Below are 15,610 nucleotides of genomic sequence, written 5' to 3' on the forward strand. Positions count from 1 at the left end.
ATGGAACATCAGTAACAGCGAAGTACAAACCTACAGTTACAAAAGTAACACCAACAGGAAAAGATACAACATCAACAGGACTTCAAGGAAAAGTACAAACAGGAACACCAGTGTTCACACCAGGTTCTCCAGAAGTACCAATGGATGATGAGTCACCAGCAACATTTGAAGATGGAAATGTAACTAAGACAGTTGATAAAGTCGGAACATATACAGTAGCAAAAGATGGTACAGTAACATTTACACCGGATAAAGAATTCGTTGGCGAAGCCCCAGAAGTAACGGTTAAACGTGTAGATAAGAATGGAACAGCTGTAACAGCGAAGTACAAACCAATAGTAGCTAAAGTATTACCAACAGGTGAAAGCTCAGAAACAGAAGGTGCAAAAGGAAAACCACAAACATCAGCAGTTATCTTCGATAAGAAGGATGAAGATAAATCAACAGTAAACTTCAATAAAGGTGATGAAACAGTAGCATTAAATCCATCAACATTAACATTAGTTGATAAAAATGGAAATCCATCTACGGAAGTGAAAGTCCCAGGTGAAGGAACCTATACATTAGCCAATAATGTTATTACATTCACACCAGAAAAAGACTTTGCTGGTAAAGCTACTGGAGTAACGGTGCAAGTTAAAGATATTAATGGTACATCTATTGAGAAAACTTATACACCTACTGTTCGTGCTGTTACAACGTTTGTAGATCCTTCAGGTAACCCAATTACAGTTGATAAGAACAATAAACCAGTTGAGTCTGAAGTAGATGGCTCTAAACAACCAACGAAAGATATCTATGGATATAAATTTGTTCGTACAGAAACTGATAATAAAGGCAATACAAAACATATTTATGAACAAGCTGAAGGTAAATCAGTTAAAGTAACTTATGTATCAACTACTGGTGAAACATTAAGTGATGCACAAACAGTAGAAACAAAAGATAAGTTCATTGGAACAGATTACGATGCATCGATTGAAGCATTGAAACTTGAACGTATTGAAAAAGACGGAAAAGTATATCTGTTGAAAGAAAGAAAAACTGATTCAGCTTCTGAAAATGGTAAATTAAGTGATCAAGAACAAACAGTTACTTATGTATACGAAGAAGTACAAGAACCAGCTTCAAATCAAAAATATGGTAATGTGGTTGTTGTCTATAAAGATAAATTTGGACGTCCAATTTCAGGTACTACTGAATCTGGTAAAGAAGTTACAAGCACAGTAATTGATACACCAAACTCTCCAATAGCGACTAAATATGATACGACTGATCATAAACCTCAAATGATTACGACAAAAGATGGTAAGAAATACAAACTAATTAAAGTATTGAAATCATCAGATGCAGAAAAATCAGGGGTTAAAGCTAGAACTTCGGTCATTACGTATGTTTATGAATCATTAGATAATACAACGGAATATCCTGAAGCACATATCGGATTAGTATTAGTAAACTATTTAGATGAAGAAGGAAATCCAATTGCTGGTAAAACACCAGAAGGTAAGGAAGTACCAAATGTTGTAATAGATACAGAAGCTGACCTGGTTGGTAAAGATTACGATACAACTGATCATAAAGTTTCAACAATTATTGTTGAAAACGGTGATGTATATGAACTTCTAAAAGTATCAGAAACATCAGTTGAAAAAGGTAAACTTACTGAAGGTGCAACAAATGTTAATTATATTTACCGCAAAGTAGTTACAAAATTTGTGGATGAAAATGGTAAAGAAATTAAATCATCTGAAAAAGGTAGAACAGACAAGAAAGATATTCCTGAATATACTTTCAAAGAAAGTAAGAAAGATGAAAATGGTAATACAGTATATGTATATACTAAGAAAACACCTTCAACACCAGAACAAAATAAAATAACAATCTGGACAGATAAAAATGGAAATCCAATTAAAGTAGAAAAAGGAATAAAAGGACATGGAACAGTTCCAGGATATGAGTTTGAAAGAACAACAACAGATAAAAATGGAAACACAGTACATATCTTCAAGAAAGTCTCATCTACACCAGAACAAAGTAAAATAACAATCTGGACAGATGAAAATGGAAATCCAATTAAAGTAGAAAAAGGAATAAAAGGACATGGAACAGTTCCAGGATATGAATTCGATAGAACAACAACGGATGAGAATGGAAACACAGTACATATCTTTAAAAAATCTACATCAACGATTTCAGTACCAACAAACTCACCAGAAGAAAAAGTTACATCTAAAGTTCAAACAAAACGTTTAGCAAATACTGGAACAACAGAAACAAATACTGGAGTAGCCGGATTAGGTTTAGCTATACTTGGTGGTTTACTAGCTGCAACAAAACGTCGTAAAAATAAATAGTTGCAATTAAAAAGCAAAAAAATTAGACGATAGAAATATCGTCTAATTTTTTTGGTCAATAAGAAAATAAGTGTCAAATAACAAGGTATATTAAATAAGAGCTCTTCGCCTAGTGCGGAGAGCTCTTTCTTTATCTACAAGTTTTTTTAATATTGGCAAATAAGTCTCTAAAATGTAAGTGTCTATAAATACAAGGTATCTATAATCCAAATGTAAATTCCTTTAAAAACACTATTAATTTTTTTGATTTTTAATTTTCATTATTCATTACAATTATTTATAATTTTTTGATTTTCTCTAACTTTTTTTCTACGTTTTTTCCATGTGTTTGCAGAGAAGAATACTATTAATGGCATCAGTTCTAAACGACCTAATAACATTGATATAGATAATACTATTTTTGTGAAGTAAGGTATCTGAGAAAAATTACTCATAGGTCCGTAGTGATTAAATGCGGGTCCTGCATTACTGATAGATGTAACAGTTAAAGAAATTGCATCTTCAAAATCGTTTATTTGGAATGTTACTAAAAATAAAATTATAACATATACGAAACCAAAAAGTAGTAGATAGTTAGAAAGTGGAGTAGTATCTTTAATAACTTTTCCATCTATTTTAAACATCGTTATTTTTCTAGGGTTTAGAGCTTTTCCGATACTTTGTTTAGCATTTTTTACGAAGAAAATTAGTCTAGGTATTTTTATTCCCCCAGCAGTCCCCCCTGTACAACCACCGACAATCATTAATATTAAAATTATCATTTTAGAAAATACAGGCCAAATATTAAAATCATTATAGGTAAAACCTGTAGTAGAAACAACTGATGAAACTGTAAAAAATACATCAAGTAAACTATGATTTGGTGTGTCATAAGATCGATAAATATCAAGGAACATTATAATGGAAAGTATAGAAATCATTCCAAAAAACCAACGTAATTCTTCACTTTTTAGTACTTTAAAGTATCTTTTGAATACGATAAAATATATTAAACTTAAATTCATGGAGAAAATAAGCATAAAAATAGCTATAACGACTGTTATATATGTACTATTATAATATACAATTCCTGAATTTTTTACTCCAAAACCACCTGTACCAGCAGTTGAAAATGCTAGATTTATACTATCAAATATACCTATGCCTCCTAAAAGAAGAAGACAAAATAGAATAATGGTAAGTGCAATATAGATTCCATAAAGATATATGGCTGTTTGTTTCATAGATGAGACAACTTTACCGAAATAAGGACCAGGTACTTCTGCTTTAGCAATATGTATTGTGTGAGGTGAACGAGGTAAGATTGCTAATGCAAAAACGATAACCCCCATACCACCGATAAAGTGAGTAAAACTTCTCCAAAAGAGTAAACTATTATTTAATTTTTCTACATCTTCAAGTATTGTTGAACCAGTTGTAGTAAATCCGCTAACTGTCTCAAAGAAACTATCAATATAATTAGGAATTTCTCCAGAAAGATAAAAAGGAAGAGCACCTAAGAGTGAAAATATTACCCAAGTCAAAGTCACAATAACATAGCCTTCTCTTTTGTAAAAATCACGTTCCTCGACATCTTTAGTTGTTAAGTGTAGTATGAATGATAATACAAAACATATTAAAATAGTGCTGAAAAAAGAATTGGTAACGTAATTAGGTTCTTTATAAATAATTGATACTATGGTTGGTAGAATCAATAATCCAGCCAAAAATATTAACATTTTTCCAAGTACATGAAAAATCATTTTAAAATTCATATGTTACCTCCCAACAAGAATATCATCGATATGTTCAAGTTTTTGTTGGTAATTAACTACTACAACATTATCGTTTACTTTTATTTCATCGTCCCCGTTTGGGAAGATTTGTTTATTATTTCTAATAATAAATGCGATTAACGTATTATTATTTATATTAAGATCTTTTAATTTAGTACCAATAACTCTAGAGTGATCACTAGTTATCTTAAACTCAATAACTTCAGCTTTACTGTTAGCAATACGATAGAAGTTTTCTATATCAGAAGCACGACTACCTTGTAATGATTTTGTATATTTTTTTATTATATTTCCAACGATTTCTTTAGGTGTTATATAGGAATATTGCTCTATATCTTCAGCAATTTGCTTTAGTGAAGCACGATTAACTTTTGCTACAGTTTTTTTGATACCGAGTTTATCAGCATATAGGTTTATAATAATATTTTCTTCATCAAGTCCAGTAAGTGAGATGCAACTATCAAATGTCTGAATTCCTTCTTCTATTAAAGTATCACGGTCACTACCATCAGCCCAAATGACATCAATTTCTGGATAAGTTTCACTTAAAGCTATTGCTTTTTCTTTGTCAATTTCTATAACTTTCGTATAGAATGATGCTTTTTGTAAGAAATCAACAAGATAATATGCTATCTTACTAGCTCCAATGATTAGAGAAGATGTTATTTTTTTCTCAAGATTATCTTTATTACCTAAAAGTTTATAGAATTTTTTTAAGTTTTTATTAGAAGCAGTGATATGTACCTTGTCTCCTACTTCGAATACATAGTTACCACGTGGTACAAAAACATTACCATGACGTTCTACTAAACAAACTAGAGAAGGGAAATCAATATAATTTTTACTTTCAATAAGAGAAATTCCCTTTAGAATACTGTTGTTATCTATAATTACCTCTAATATATTAAATTTATTATTAGAAAAACTTTCTACCTTAATAGCGGTAGGATATTTTAGCATATAAAATAATTGTTTAGCAGCTTCGAATTCAGGGTTAACCATAAGATCGATACCTAACGATTGTTTTATGAATTCTTTAGTTTTAGAATATTCAGGATTACGTATTCTTGCTATAGTGTATTTAGCACCGATTTGTTTCGCTGCTATACATGCAATCATATTGATTTCATCACTTGTAGTAACAGATATGAACATATCAGCATTTGCAGCATCAGCTTCTAGTAAAATATCAGAATTTGCACCATTTCCAATCAAACCGTTAATATCATATGTTTCAACAAGTTTTTCGACTCGTCTTTCATTTGTATCGATAATTGTCACTTCATCAAATGTGTTAGAAAAATCAGCACAAAGAAGTTCGCCAACTTTACCACCACCGACTATAATTACTTTCACATCTATGCTCCTTTTTTTTATGATATTCATATTATAACCTAAATTTGTGTAAAATGCTATACGTGTTCTTTTAAAGTATTTAGTTAAAGGTAAATAAGTGTATTATATTAGTATAAAATAAACATATTCTTTAAATTATATAATTATATTATAGAAATTGTAATATGTTATTTTAATATTTAACGATATATAGTATTAACATAATAATTGTAATTTTATATATTTTAAAAAAATATCAAGTATAGACCGATATGTAAATAATAAAATATTCTAATGATTGTTAAGTTTAACTTAATGATAGTATAATAAATATTATATGAAGCTATGTAAAAAAGCTACATTATATGTTATAATTATTGTTGGGAGATTATCTATTGATTTTATTCCTAATGGTAAATTGAGAAAGAGGAGGAGCAAGATGGCGAAATTATCTAAAAAGGATATAGACTATATTTTTGATAATATTGATATAGTTAGTCTAGTTAGCGAATATGTAAAGCTAGAAAAAAGAGGACAAAATTACTTAGGATTATGTCCGTTCCATAATGAAAAAACTCCATCATTTACTGTTTCTCCAGAAAAAAGAATAGCCCATTGTTTTGGATGTGGTAAAGGTGGTAATATATTCCAATTTTTATCACTGATTGAAAATATTACATATAATCAGGCAATCGTAAAGCTCGGCACGAGACTAGGACTAGATATAGAGTCAAATATTAATTTAGAAGCTGGTTACGATTTAAATAATGAGCTTGATTTGATGTATTATGGGCATATGCTGTTGGCAGATTACTATAACTACATTCTTTTAAATACGAAAGAAGCTGAGATTGCTTTGAAGTATTTATTGGATAGGGGATTAAGTATTGATGTTATTAAACATTTTAATATAGGATATGCGCCACGAGAGAATAATATTGCTCTAAACTTTTTCAATTCGAATCAAATCGCTTTAAATACAATGGTAGAAGCAGGATTATTAGGAAAAAATGACAATGGAGATTATTATGATGTTTTTAAAGACAGAATAATGTTCCCGATAAAAAATAATCAGAATCAAGTTGTAGCATTTTCAGGGAGAACTATGTCTTTAGATAAAAGTGTTCCTAAATACTATAATACACATGAAACAAAAATTTTTGAAAAGAGAACTGTCTTATATAACTTCTCAGATGCTCGTTCATTTATTGCTAAAGAAAATGAAGTGATACTTTGTGAAGGGTATATGGATGTAATTAAAGCTCATCAAAATGGTATAAAAAATGCTGTTGCTTTAATGGGTACTAATATAGACAGTAATAAATTAAATGAAATTCTATCGCTTGTTAGTAAAGTTACGTTGAGTCTAGATAATGATGAAGCAGGTTCCAAAGCACAGATAGAAATAGGTAATAGAATTATCAAAAAAACTGATAATGTCTATAAGTTAAAATTTTCAGGTGCGAAAGATTTAGATGAATTTTTAACTGATAAAAATTCTAAGAATCCAGATTTTGATATTGTTAATTATATAAAAAATAATAAAGATCACTTTATAAATTATAAAATTGATTATTGTAAAAATGATTCGAAGACAAACATAGAACAGCGTATTAGTTATAAAAATGAAATTTTAACTAATATTGCGTATATTGAAGATGAATCATTAAAATACATATTACTTACTAATTTGGCAGAGGAGTTCGGAATCGAACGTCAAGTTCTTCTTAAAGAATTAGGTCAAGTAAATGTGAAAAGAAAAAAGGCAGCTGAACTGTGGGTAGCACCAGCTAATACAGAAAAGTTGTTTAGAACAATAAATTATGATAAAAAAGTTTGTAGATTATTTAAATACTTTTTTGTCAATAGGGCATTGTTTGTAGAAAAATACAATGAATTAGAAAAATGCTATTTTCCTCAAGATATTTTTGAGAATTTATTGGATTATCTAGTTATTTATTATAATAATAATTTAGAATTTCATATACATAAATTTATTCATAGTATAGAGGATGAAGAAATTGTTAGACTTGCAACATATATTGATGAAACTGATTTTTTAATTGAAGAAAATCCAACGAGTGAAGTTGTAAGTGATTATATAAAGTATTTTTCTAGAAAAGAAATAACATTAGAAGAAATAAAAAATAGACTGAGAGTTGCTATTCAAGAAATGGATCTTGAAACTCAAAAAGAACTATTATTGCAGTTGAAAAATTATAAGAAATAGAAGGAGAAGAACATGGCTAAGAAAGTAAAAGATTTTGAGACAATAAAAAAAGAATTGTTAGAAAAAGGTAAAAAACAAGGTGAGCTGACACAAGAAGAAATTGTAGACGCATTATCAAAATTAGACATTTCTTCTGAAGCGATGGATGATTTTTATGAGGAACTAAATAATGAGGACATTATATTAATTAATGAAAATCACGTAGAGGAAGAGGAAGAGGAACTTGACTTAGAAGATTTATCAGTTCCAGCAGGGATTAGAACTAATGACCCTGTGAGAATGTATTTAAAAGAAATTGGTAAAGTGCCGCTATTATCAAAAGAAAAAGAATTAGAACTTTCTAAGATTATTGAGACTGGTACTGAAGCCGAAAAAGAGCAGGCTAAAAAAGATCTAGCAGAAGCAAACTTACGTCTTGTAGTAAGTATTGCAAAACGTTATGTAGGACGTGGTATGTTATTCCTAGATTTAATTCAAGAAGGAAATATGGGATTAATTAAAGCGGTAGAAAAATTCGACTATTCTAAAGGATTTAAATTCTCTACATATGCGACTTGGTGGATTCGTCAAGCGATTACTCGTGCTATAGCAGATCAAGCTAGAACTATTCGTATTCCTGTTCATATGGTAGAGACTATTAATCGACTAATTCGTATTCAAAGACAATTGTTACAAGATTTAGGACGCGAACCTAAACCTGAAGAAATTGCTAAGAAAATGAATATGACTCCAGAAAAAGTACGTGAAATCCTAAAAATAGCTCAAGAGCCTGTTTCATTAGAAACACCAATTGGTGAAGAGGATGATTCACATTTAGGAGATTTCATTGAAGACAAAGAAGCACAATCTCCAGTAGAGCATGCAGCAAATGAATTATTAAAAGAACAACTAGAAGAGATTTTAGAAACACTTACTGACCGTGAAGAAAATGTTCTAAAATTACGTTTTGGTCTGAAAGATGGTAAGACTCATACTCTAGAAGAAGTTGGTAGTGCATTTGGTGTAACTCGTGAACGTATTCGTCAAATCGAAGCAAAAGCTATAAGAAAATTAAAACACCCATCGAAGTTAAATAAGCTAAAAGGTTTTATGGAGTAAGTTTTGGCATAATCAATTTTATGGGAAGTATAATTTGAAAAGTTATTATGAATACTCATAGACATAGTGATTTATTGATATTTAAATTCATTTTTATAAAAAGTTTTTAGATATATAGTAAATTTTGTGGGAGTGACTTAACAAAATCGATTTCTAAGAAATCATGATTTTTGAGTCACTCCCTTTTTTTATTTCTTGGTTGTCTATATGCTAAATTTATAAATTTAATATATATTTAGTTATGAATATATATTAACTGGGATGTTTTTTTATTTACATATTATAGAATATATATAAAGTAAATATTAATATAATAAGGTAAATATAATTTTGTTATAAAACAAATTATAATAATTATATAAAAATATATCTTTGTAAACAAAAGTACTTGATTTTCAATGGATGAAATGTATTGATTTTAAAAAGGTGTTATTATACAATAAAAATGAAGATTGAAATAAAAATTTAAGGAGGAAATTATTATGGAGAAAGTAGAAAAAATGAAACATCCTAAAGGTCTTCATCTTGTGAATATAACTACTGTTATACAAAATTTTTATGCTTATGGAATAATAGGTTTTTTAGTATTATTCTTTACTACAAGTACAGCCGAAGGTGGTCTTGGTTTAGAAAAAGGTTTTGCTGTAACATTATATGGTTACTATGCAGCAGCAGGATATATGATGGCACTTGTCGGTGGTTGGTTAGCGGATAAGTACCTAGGTCTTCAGAAATCAATTATATTAGGGACGGTATTTAGTTGTGTTGGTTATATTGCTCTTTATTTTTCTACTGGTGAATTATGGACGGTAATAGCGAGCTTGATTTTATTACTTGTTGCAGCTGGTATAGGTAAAGGAAATATTAGTGCGATAGTTGGAGCATTGTACGAACGTGATCAAGTAACCTTGAAAGATGCAGCATATAGTATTTTCTATATGGCAATTAACATTGGTAGCTTATTCGGTCCTATTGTATTTGGATTAATTACGGATAGTTGGTTTGCTAATGTAGCAAATGATGGAAAAATCATTGCTTATGGGTATCGTGTAGGTTTCTTAGCAGCAGCGGCATTAGCATTTTTGCAGTTTGCAGTATTCACATTTTTTGCACCTACTTGGTTAAAAGATAAAGGAAAATACCCAACAGCTAGTAAAGGTGCTAAAAAATCTGTAAATCATCCATTAACAAAAATTGATATGGATAGAATGAAGGCTATGGCGGTAATGTTTGTTTTCTCAACGTTATTCTGGGCTGCTTGGTTCCAAACACAGACATCATTTACAATCTTAACTCAAAAAGCTGTAGATAGAAATATTTTCGGTTGGACAGTACCGACACCGTGGTTAGTATCATTTAATGGTTTATTGTGTGCTATTTTAGCTCCTGTATTTGGTGCTTTTTGGATTAAATTAAGTAAAACAAAACGAGGAGATTTAGATACTGGTACGAAAATGGGACTAGGAATGATTATTTCAGGATTAGCCTTTGTAGTAATGGTTTTAGGATTAAATACTATTAACGGAGATGTAGAAAGTGGAATGAAAATCAACATAGTATATATTCTTGTGACATATGTATTATTAACAGTTGGTGAATTATTCCTTTCTCCAATAGGTATGGCGATGTTTAACAAACTTGCACCAGCTAAATATGCTTCATTAGCAATGGGTATCTGGTACTTAACGTTCTCATTAGCAAATATTATCTCAGGATATTTAGCAAGTTTAACTGTAAAATTGAATTATACACAAGTATTTACATTTATTGGAGGGGTAGTAATTGTACTTGGTGTAGTTTTAGTTTTACTTAAAGGATATCTTAATAAATATATGCATATCGATAAACTAGAAGAAGAAGCTAAGGAAATGGCTGAAACTGAAGAAGTAGAAGTAACTGTAGAGTAAGAAATTTAAATAAAAATCAAGGTAGAAATGATATACATACATTTCAGTGGTTTATCCAATGAAAGAATATATATCATTATGAATACCTTGATTTTATTTTTTTATATAAATTTTGTATTATGTGTATTATTAATTAATAATGAATAAAAATATCACCATGTTCATTTGCTGGTTTGAATAATGTTATTATAAACGTAAAGAAAGCTATTATTGATGGTATAAAAGTCCAACAAAATAAAAGGCACATTATCCCTTTAAAGTTTTTTCCAATATAAAAGTATTGAATACCAATATGACCTAAAAAGAAAGTGATAATAAGAAAAACTACTTTATTAACATATCTTCCAGGAATATAACCTCGGTTCATGTTTGGATCGTAATAATATTTGGTCATGAAATGTCCTCCATTTAGGAATTATTTAAGGATAATACTAACACAAAATATAATAGTATTCAATAGATAGCTAGGAAATAATTTTCAAGTTTTGTTGATTAAATAATACATAAAGAAAAAGTACTTAACCAAATGAAATAGTTAAGTACTTTTTAGTATTTATCTTTTTGTTTTTAGATTTTCTTTCCAATCTTGAAGACCATTTTTTAACATGTATACATTAGTATAACCGTGCTTTTTAAGAGTTAATGCAGCACGAGGTGCTAAAGTTCCGTTTTTATCACAAAGATAAATCGGTTGATCTTTTCTTAAAGATGTATATAGGAAATTAAATTGAGATGAAGGCATATTACGAGCTCCATTGATATGAGCGTATTTAAAATCTTCTTTTTCTCTAACATCAATTAATTGAACTTTTCTAAGGTCTTTTCTAAATTCTTCATAAGGAAGTTTTGTAACTGCACCTTTTAATCTAAAGTAATTAAAAAGTCCAACTGCTCCTAAAACAACCACTAAAACTATTGTTGATAGTAAAAATGATGACATAATGAACTCCTTTATATTGTAATATCTGTAAATGAATTATATCATAATTTGAAAATTTCTTCAACATTGATTATAATTATATATGAATACTAAAAGTACAAAATTAATTTATTTGGAGATAAAATGATTACATCAGTAAGCAATAAGAAAATTAAAGATATACAAAAATTAAAAGAGAATAAAAATATAAAAAAATATGGATTATATTTGATAGAAGGGAGGCACTTAGTAGAGGAAGCGATAGAAGCTAATGTAGTAGAAGAAATTATTATCTCGGAAAATTATGAGGAATTTTCTTTGATAGAAGCTTTCAGTGGAGAAATAACAAAAGTATCAAATAGTGTCATGAAAAACATATCTGATACTATTACATCACAAGGAATAATAGCTATATGTAAAGTAGTAAATAAAGAACTAGAAATTAATAAATATAGTAAAGTTTTGATATTGGATAGGATTCAAGATCCTGGTAACTTGGGAACTATTATTAGAACAGCAGATGCATTTGATTTTGATTGTATAATACTTGGGAAGGGAACAACGAGCTTATATGGACAAAAAGTTATAAGAAGTACGCAAGGGAGTAACTTCCATATTGATTGTTTTGATAATGTTGAATTGGTAAAATTATTAGATGAAATGAGTGAATTTAATATTTTTGCAACAAGTTTGAAGGCAGATAAATATATAGAGCAATTAAATAATATTAGTGGAAAAGTTGCAGTAGTATTCGGAAATGAAGGTGCAGGCGTTAGTGAAGATATTTTAGAAAAGGTAAATAACTTACTTAAAATATCTATGCCAGGTCGAGCGGAGAGTTTAAATGTTTCTATTGCAGCTGGAATTGTTATGCATTATATTTCCACTAATTTGAAATAATAAATTTACTATTTATAGTAAGTGTGGTATTATTGTTAATGTGAAAATAATAAGAGAGGTGAAATCTAATGTTAAAAACTCTAGCAGTAGATAAAAAAGGAAATATTCTTACAGAAGTAAGTTTAGAAAGACTTAAAGAGCAAGATATAGCGTGGTATTGGGTTGATTTCGATAGTCCAACACGAAGTGAAATTAATTTACTATCAACATTTTTCAAGTTCCATGAACTTTTAATTGAAGACTGTTTAACTCTTTTACAAAGACCAAAAATTGAAATAACAAGACAACAAATATTCTTAGTATCGCATGTACTTAAAAATATTGATGATGACTACGAGACATTGAATATGTTTGTTGGTAAAAATTATATTGTAACGTTCCACCTCTCACACATACGTTACGTAAATAAAATAATACCAAAAGTACTTCAGCGTGGTGCAGAATATTCACCTTTACATGTAATGCACATGCTTGTATCAGAAATAGTAGAAGGATATATGCCGATTATCTCAAAAATTGAAAATCGTTTAGATGAAATCGAAGAGTCTGATTCATATACAGCAGGAAGTAAGATTATGGATGAGGTATTTGATCTTCGAAGTGATTTATTAAAACTAAGAAGAGGTTTATTACCAATGCGTGAGCTTATTCATAGATTTTTAGTTTCGCGTCGTGTAGAGATGACAGATAACGATAGAAAATATTTCCACGATATTTATGATGACCTTGTTCAACAGACAGAGATAATTGAAGCGAACCGTGAATTAGCCAGTGATATTCGTGAAAACTTCATGACATACAACTCACTTAAATCTAATAATATTATGATGACACTAACTGTTATATCTACGATTTTCTTACCATTAACCTTCATTGTAGGATGGTATGGTATGAACTTCAAGTATATGCCGGAATTAGAATGGGAATATGGTTACTTCTTAGTTGTAGCTATAATGTTTGGTATCGCGTTTGGTATGTTGTGGTTCTTTAAGAAAAAAGGATGGCTTGATATGTTTAAATAACATTATCAAGTAGGTTGAAACAATGCATATTTTTAAATTAATGATTTTATTTTTTATGATATTACTTGCGAATTTTTCAATGATACGAATAGATTTTGGGAAGTTTTTCAAGAAAAATAGTACAAAAGAAATCAAAGTTTTTGTGATATTAATTTCTTTTGCACTAGGGTATCTAGGATATATGACAATTATTACAATTTATGAGTTGTCTTTAAATTTAGTAAAATAATTTTAGGAAGGGGAATTATATGGGAAAAAATTTGGATAAACAGAAAGATGAAACTAGATCAGAAGTGTCGCGTGAAGACAAACTATTAGCGTTTATTGGTGGTAAATTTATAATTTATATATTACTAATAGTTATTTTATTAGGTATAGCAATATATCTATATACGGAAATTTCTTATATCTTCACACCTATAAGCACAATAGTATCAAGTATAATAACACCTATAATAGTAGCCTATGTATTCTATTATATGCTGAATCCACTAGTTAACTTTTTTTCTAAAAAAGTATCTAGATTTTCGGCGAGTTTATTAGCAATTTTAGTAGGTATAATTACAATTTTAATTGTTATCATTGGTGTTGTTCCAATAATTGTTGAACAAACGCAAAATTTGATAACAGCATTACCGAGGTATATTGAAATAGTAAAAGGTTACTTGGAAACATATTCAGATAATGCTTATGTTCAAGTAGTTGTAGAATATGTTAATACAAATTTAAATGTATCAAAAATAAGTGAAAGATTAGTTGGTATAGCAACATCTATTGCACAGGGAATAGTATCTTCAATTTCCTCTACTGCATCAGTATTAGTAACAATGCCATTTGTGCTTTTCTTCTTATTAAAAGATGCATCTAAGTTTAATAAATTCGTTATAAGTTTATTGCCAGCTAAATTAGAGAGATCAGTTGAGGAGACGATTGATGAAATTAATGAAAAAGTTGGATCTTATATTCAAGGGCAAATGCTAGTTTCATTATGTATTGGAGTTATGCTATTTATTGGATATAATATAATAGGACTACATTATGCGTTTTCTCTAGCTACAATAGCAGCATTTTTAAGTATAGTTCCTTACTTGGGACCGGTGATAGCTATTACGCCTGCTATGTTAGTTGCTGCATCAACAAGTTGGGTTATGATAGTGAAAATGCTTGTTGTATGGGGAATAGTCCAGTTCTTAGAAGGGAACATTATTTCACCTAATATTATGGGTAGAAGTATGAATATGCATCCTCTTACTGTGATTTTTGTAATATTGATAGGGGTCAATATTTCGGGTGTTGTAGGAGCGATTTTAGGAATTCCTGTATATTCTATTTTGAAGGTTTTAATTGTTAGGTTATTACTTTCATTGAAGGAAAGATACAATAAATTTTATGGCTAGGGACAAATAATAAATTTAAATTTTAAATATAATTTTAAGCAACTTTAGAAGTATAGTTTTCAACGAAACTATAATTTGAAAGTTGCTTTTTATTTATACTTATATTATTAAAGTTTGAATAAATATTGATCCAATAATAAAATTGGTTTGAAAATATTATATTTTAAAGTAGTAAATCAGTTTCAAAACATATGAAAATATGATATAATGATGTAGTTAAATATAAGTAAGTTGAGGTTTGAGAATATGAGTATGATGAAAAAATTCAATAATCTTTTTGTGAGTGAAGATGATTTTGAAGATGAAGTAGTAGAAAAAGAAGAAGTTAGAACAGAACAACCAAAGCCAAGAGTTGTTAAAAAGGAGAATCCAGTGGTTAGCAAACAAAATATTCAAAGTCAACCAACAGGTAGAACTAATAATGTAATACTAACAGAACCATTAGTTTTTGCGGATAGTAAAGATATTGTTGATGACATTAAACGCAATAAAGTAGTTATTATTAATCTAAGTAAACTAGATGTTGAGACTTCTGATAGATTATTAGATTTTATTTCAGGGGGGATTTATGCGCTAGGTGCAAGATTAAAAACTATTGGAGAGGATATTTACCTTTGTGTTCCTAATGGAGTTGAAGTATCAGGTGACTTTTACGAAGGAGAGTATTAAT

Annotated in this window: 13 protein-coding genes; 9 read left to right on the plus strand and 4 right to left on the minus strand. The window is 29.1% G+C overall.

Translation table 11 applies throughout. The annotated features are described in order from the left end of the window. On the plus strand, positions 1-2,357 hold a 2,357-nt coding region (locus RWL85_RS01435), incomplete at its 5' end, for a MucBP domain-containing protein (RefSeq protein ID WP_314084113.1). A 260-nt stretch (positions 2,358-2,617) separates the two neighbouring features. On the opposite strand, the gene RWL85_RS01440 is transcribed toward RWL85_RS01435, so the two are convergent. Both RWL85_RS01440 and trkA read right to left on the minus strand, forming a co-directional pair. After that, a complete protein-coding gene (locus tag RWL85_RS01440) occupies positions 2,618-4,111 on the minus strand; it encodes a TrkH family potassium uptake protein (RefSeq protein ID WP_314084115.1) in 1,494 nt (497 codons plus the stop codon). A 3-nt stretch (positions 4,112-4,114) separates the two neighbouring features. Continuing rightward, on the minus strand, positions 4,115-5,488 hold the full coding sequence (gene trkA, locus RWL85_RS01445) for a Trk system potassium transporter TrkA (protein WP_314084117.1): 1,374 nt from the start codon (positions 5,486-5,488) through the stop codon (positions 4,115-4,117). A 418-nt stretch (positions 5,489-5,906) separates the two neighbouring features. Between trkA and dnaG the strand changes: the two genes are divergently transcribed. The 3 genes from dnaG (at position 5,907) to RWL85_RS01460 (ending at position 10,702) form a co-directional block, all read left to right on the plus strand. Continuing rightward, complete coding sequence (gene dnaG, locus RWL85_RS01450; RefSeq protein WP_314084119.1) at positions 5,907-7,697, plus strand: DNA primase; 1,791 nt, start codon at positions 5,907-5,909, stop codon at positions 7,695-7,697. Between the two features lie 12 nt (positions 7,698-7,709). Next, on the plus strand, positions 7,710-8,795 hold the full coding sequence (gene rpoD / locus RWL85_RS01455) for an RNA polymerase sigma factor RpoD (protein WP_314084121.1): 1,086 nt from the start codon (positions 7,710-7,712) through the stop codon (positions 8,793-8,795). A 482-nt stretch (positions 8,796-9,277) separates the two neighbouring features. Next, the gene (locus tag RWL85_RS01460) at positions 9,278-10,702 is read left to right on the plus strand and encodes a peptide MFS transporter (protein WP_314084123.1); all 1,425 of its coding nucleotides are present in this window, start codon (positions 9,278-9,280) and stop codon (positions 10,700-10,702) included. 133 nt (positions 10,703-10,835) lie between these two features. On the opposite strand, the gene RWL85_RS01465 is transcribed toward RWL85_RS01460, so the two are convergent. Further along, positions 10,836-11,096, minus strand: coding sequence for an NINE protein (locus RWL85_RS01465; protein WP_314084125.1), 261 nt, complete (start codon positions 11,094-11,096; stop codon positions 10,836-10,838). Between the two features lie 159 nt (positions 11,097-11,255). Beyond that, the gene (locus RWL85_RS01470; protein ID WP_314084126.1) at positions 11,256-11,642 is read right to left on the minus strand and encodes a rhodanese-like domain-containing protein; all 387 of its coding nucleotides are present in this window, start codon (positions 11,640-11,642) and stop codon (positions 11,256-11,258) included. 123 nt (positions 11,643-11,765) lie between these two features. On the opposite strand from RWL85_RS01470, the gene RWL85_RS01475 reads away from it, so the two are divergent. The 5 genes from RWL85_RS01475 to RWL85_RS01495 all read left to right on the plus strand — a co-directional run bounded on the left by RWL85_RS01475 (position 11,766) and on the right by RWL85_RS01495 (position 15,609). Next, the gene (locus tag RWL85_RS01475) at positions 11,766-12,521 is read left to right on the plus strand and encodes an RNA methyltransferase (protein WP_314084128.1); all 756 of its coding nucleotides are present in this window, start codon (positions 11,766-11,768) and stop codon (positions 12,519-12,521) included. A 68-nt stretch (positions 12,522-12,589) separates the two neighbouring features. Next, positions 12,590-13,543: a magnesium/cobalt transporter CorA gene (gene corA, locus RWL85_RS01480; protein ID WP_314084130.1), complete on the plus strand. Its 954-nt coding sequence runs from the start codon at positions 12,590-12,592 to the stop codon at positions 13,541-13,543. A gap of 55 nt (positions 13,544-13,598) precedes the next feature. After that, positions 13,599-13,772, plus strand: coding sequence for a DUF1146 family protein (locus tag RWL85_RS01485; RefSeq protein WP_314084132.1), 174 nt, complete (start codon positions 13,599-13,601; stop codon positions 13,770-13,772). Positions 13,773-13,791: 19 nt separating this feature from the next. Continuing rightward, positions 13,792-14,940: an AI-2E family transporter gene (locus RWL85_RS01490; RefSeq protein ID WP_314084134.1), complete on the plus strand. Its 1,149-nt coding sequence runs from the start codon at positions 13,792-13,794 to the stop codon at positions 14,938-14,940. A gap of 252 nt (positions 14,941-15,192) precedes the next feature. Then, positions 15,193-15,609, plus strand: coding sequence for a cell division protein SepF (locus RWL85_RS01495; protein ID WP_314084136.1), 417 nt, complete (start codon positions 15,193-15,195; stop codon positions 15,607-15,609). The last annotated feature ends 1 nt before the right edge of the window (position 15,610 follow it).

This window comes from uncultured Gemella sp. (assembly GCF_963515875.1).
Classification (GTDB): Bacteria; Bacillota; Bacilli; order Staphylococcales; family Gemellaceae; genus Gemella.

Bases quoted from the DNA above. Each gene is read 5' to 3' on its own strand.
- RWL85_RS01465 (WP_314084125.1), bottom strand. From the start codon at position 11,096: ATGACCAAATATTATTACGATCCAAACATGAACCGAGGTTATATTCCT.
- RWL85_RS01475 (WP_314084128.1), top strand. From the start codon at position 11,766: ATGATTACATCAGTAAGCAATAAGAAAATTAAAGATATACAAAAATTA.
- corA (WP_314084130.1), top strand. From the start codon at position 12,590: ATGTTAAAAACTCTAGCAGTAGATAAAAAAGGAAATATTCTTACAGAA.
- RWL85_RS01490 (WP_314084134.1), top strand. From the start codon at position 13,792: ATGGGAAAAAATTTGGATAAACAGAAAGATGAAACTAGATCAGAAGTG.
- RWL85_RS01440 (WP_314084115.1), bottom strand. From the start codon at position 4,111: ATGAATTTTAAAATGATTTTTCATGTACTTGGAAAAATGTTAATATTT.
- RWL85_RS01485 (WP_314084132.1), top strand. From the start codon at position 13,599: ATGATATTACTTGCGAATTTTTCAATGATACGAATAGATTTTGGGAAG.
- RWL85_RS01460 (WP_314084123.1), top strand. From the start codon at position 9,278: ATGGAGAAAGTAGAAAAAATGAAACATCCTAAAGGTCTTCATCTTGTG.
- RWL85_RS01495 (WP_314084136.1), top strand. From the start codon at position 15,193: ATGATGAAAAAATTCAATAATCTTTTTGTGAGTGAAGATGATTTTGAA.
- dnaG (WP_314084119.1), top strand. From the start codon at position 5,907: ATGGCGAAATTATCTAAAAAGGATATAGACTATATTTTTGATAATATT.
- rpoD (WP_314084121.1), top strand. From the start codon at position 7,710: ATGGCTAAGAAAGTAAAAGATTTTGAGACAATAAAAAAAGAATTGTTA.
- RWL85_RS01470 (WP_314084126.1), bottom strand. From the start codon at position 11,642: ATGTCATCATTTTTACTATCAACAATAGTTTTAGTGGTTGTTTTAGGA.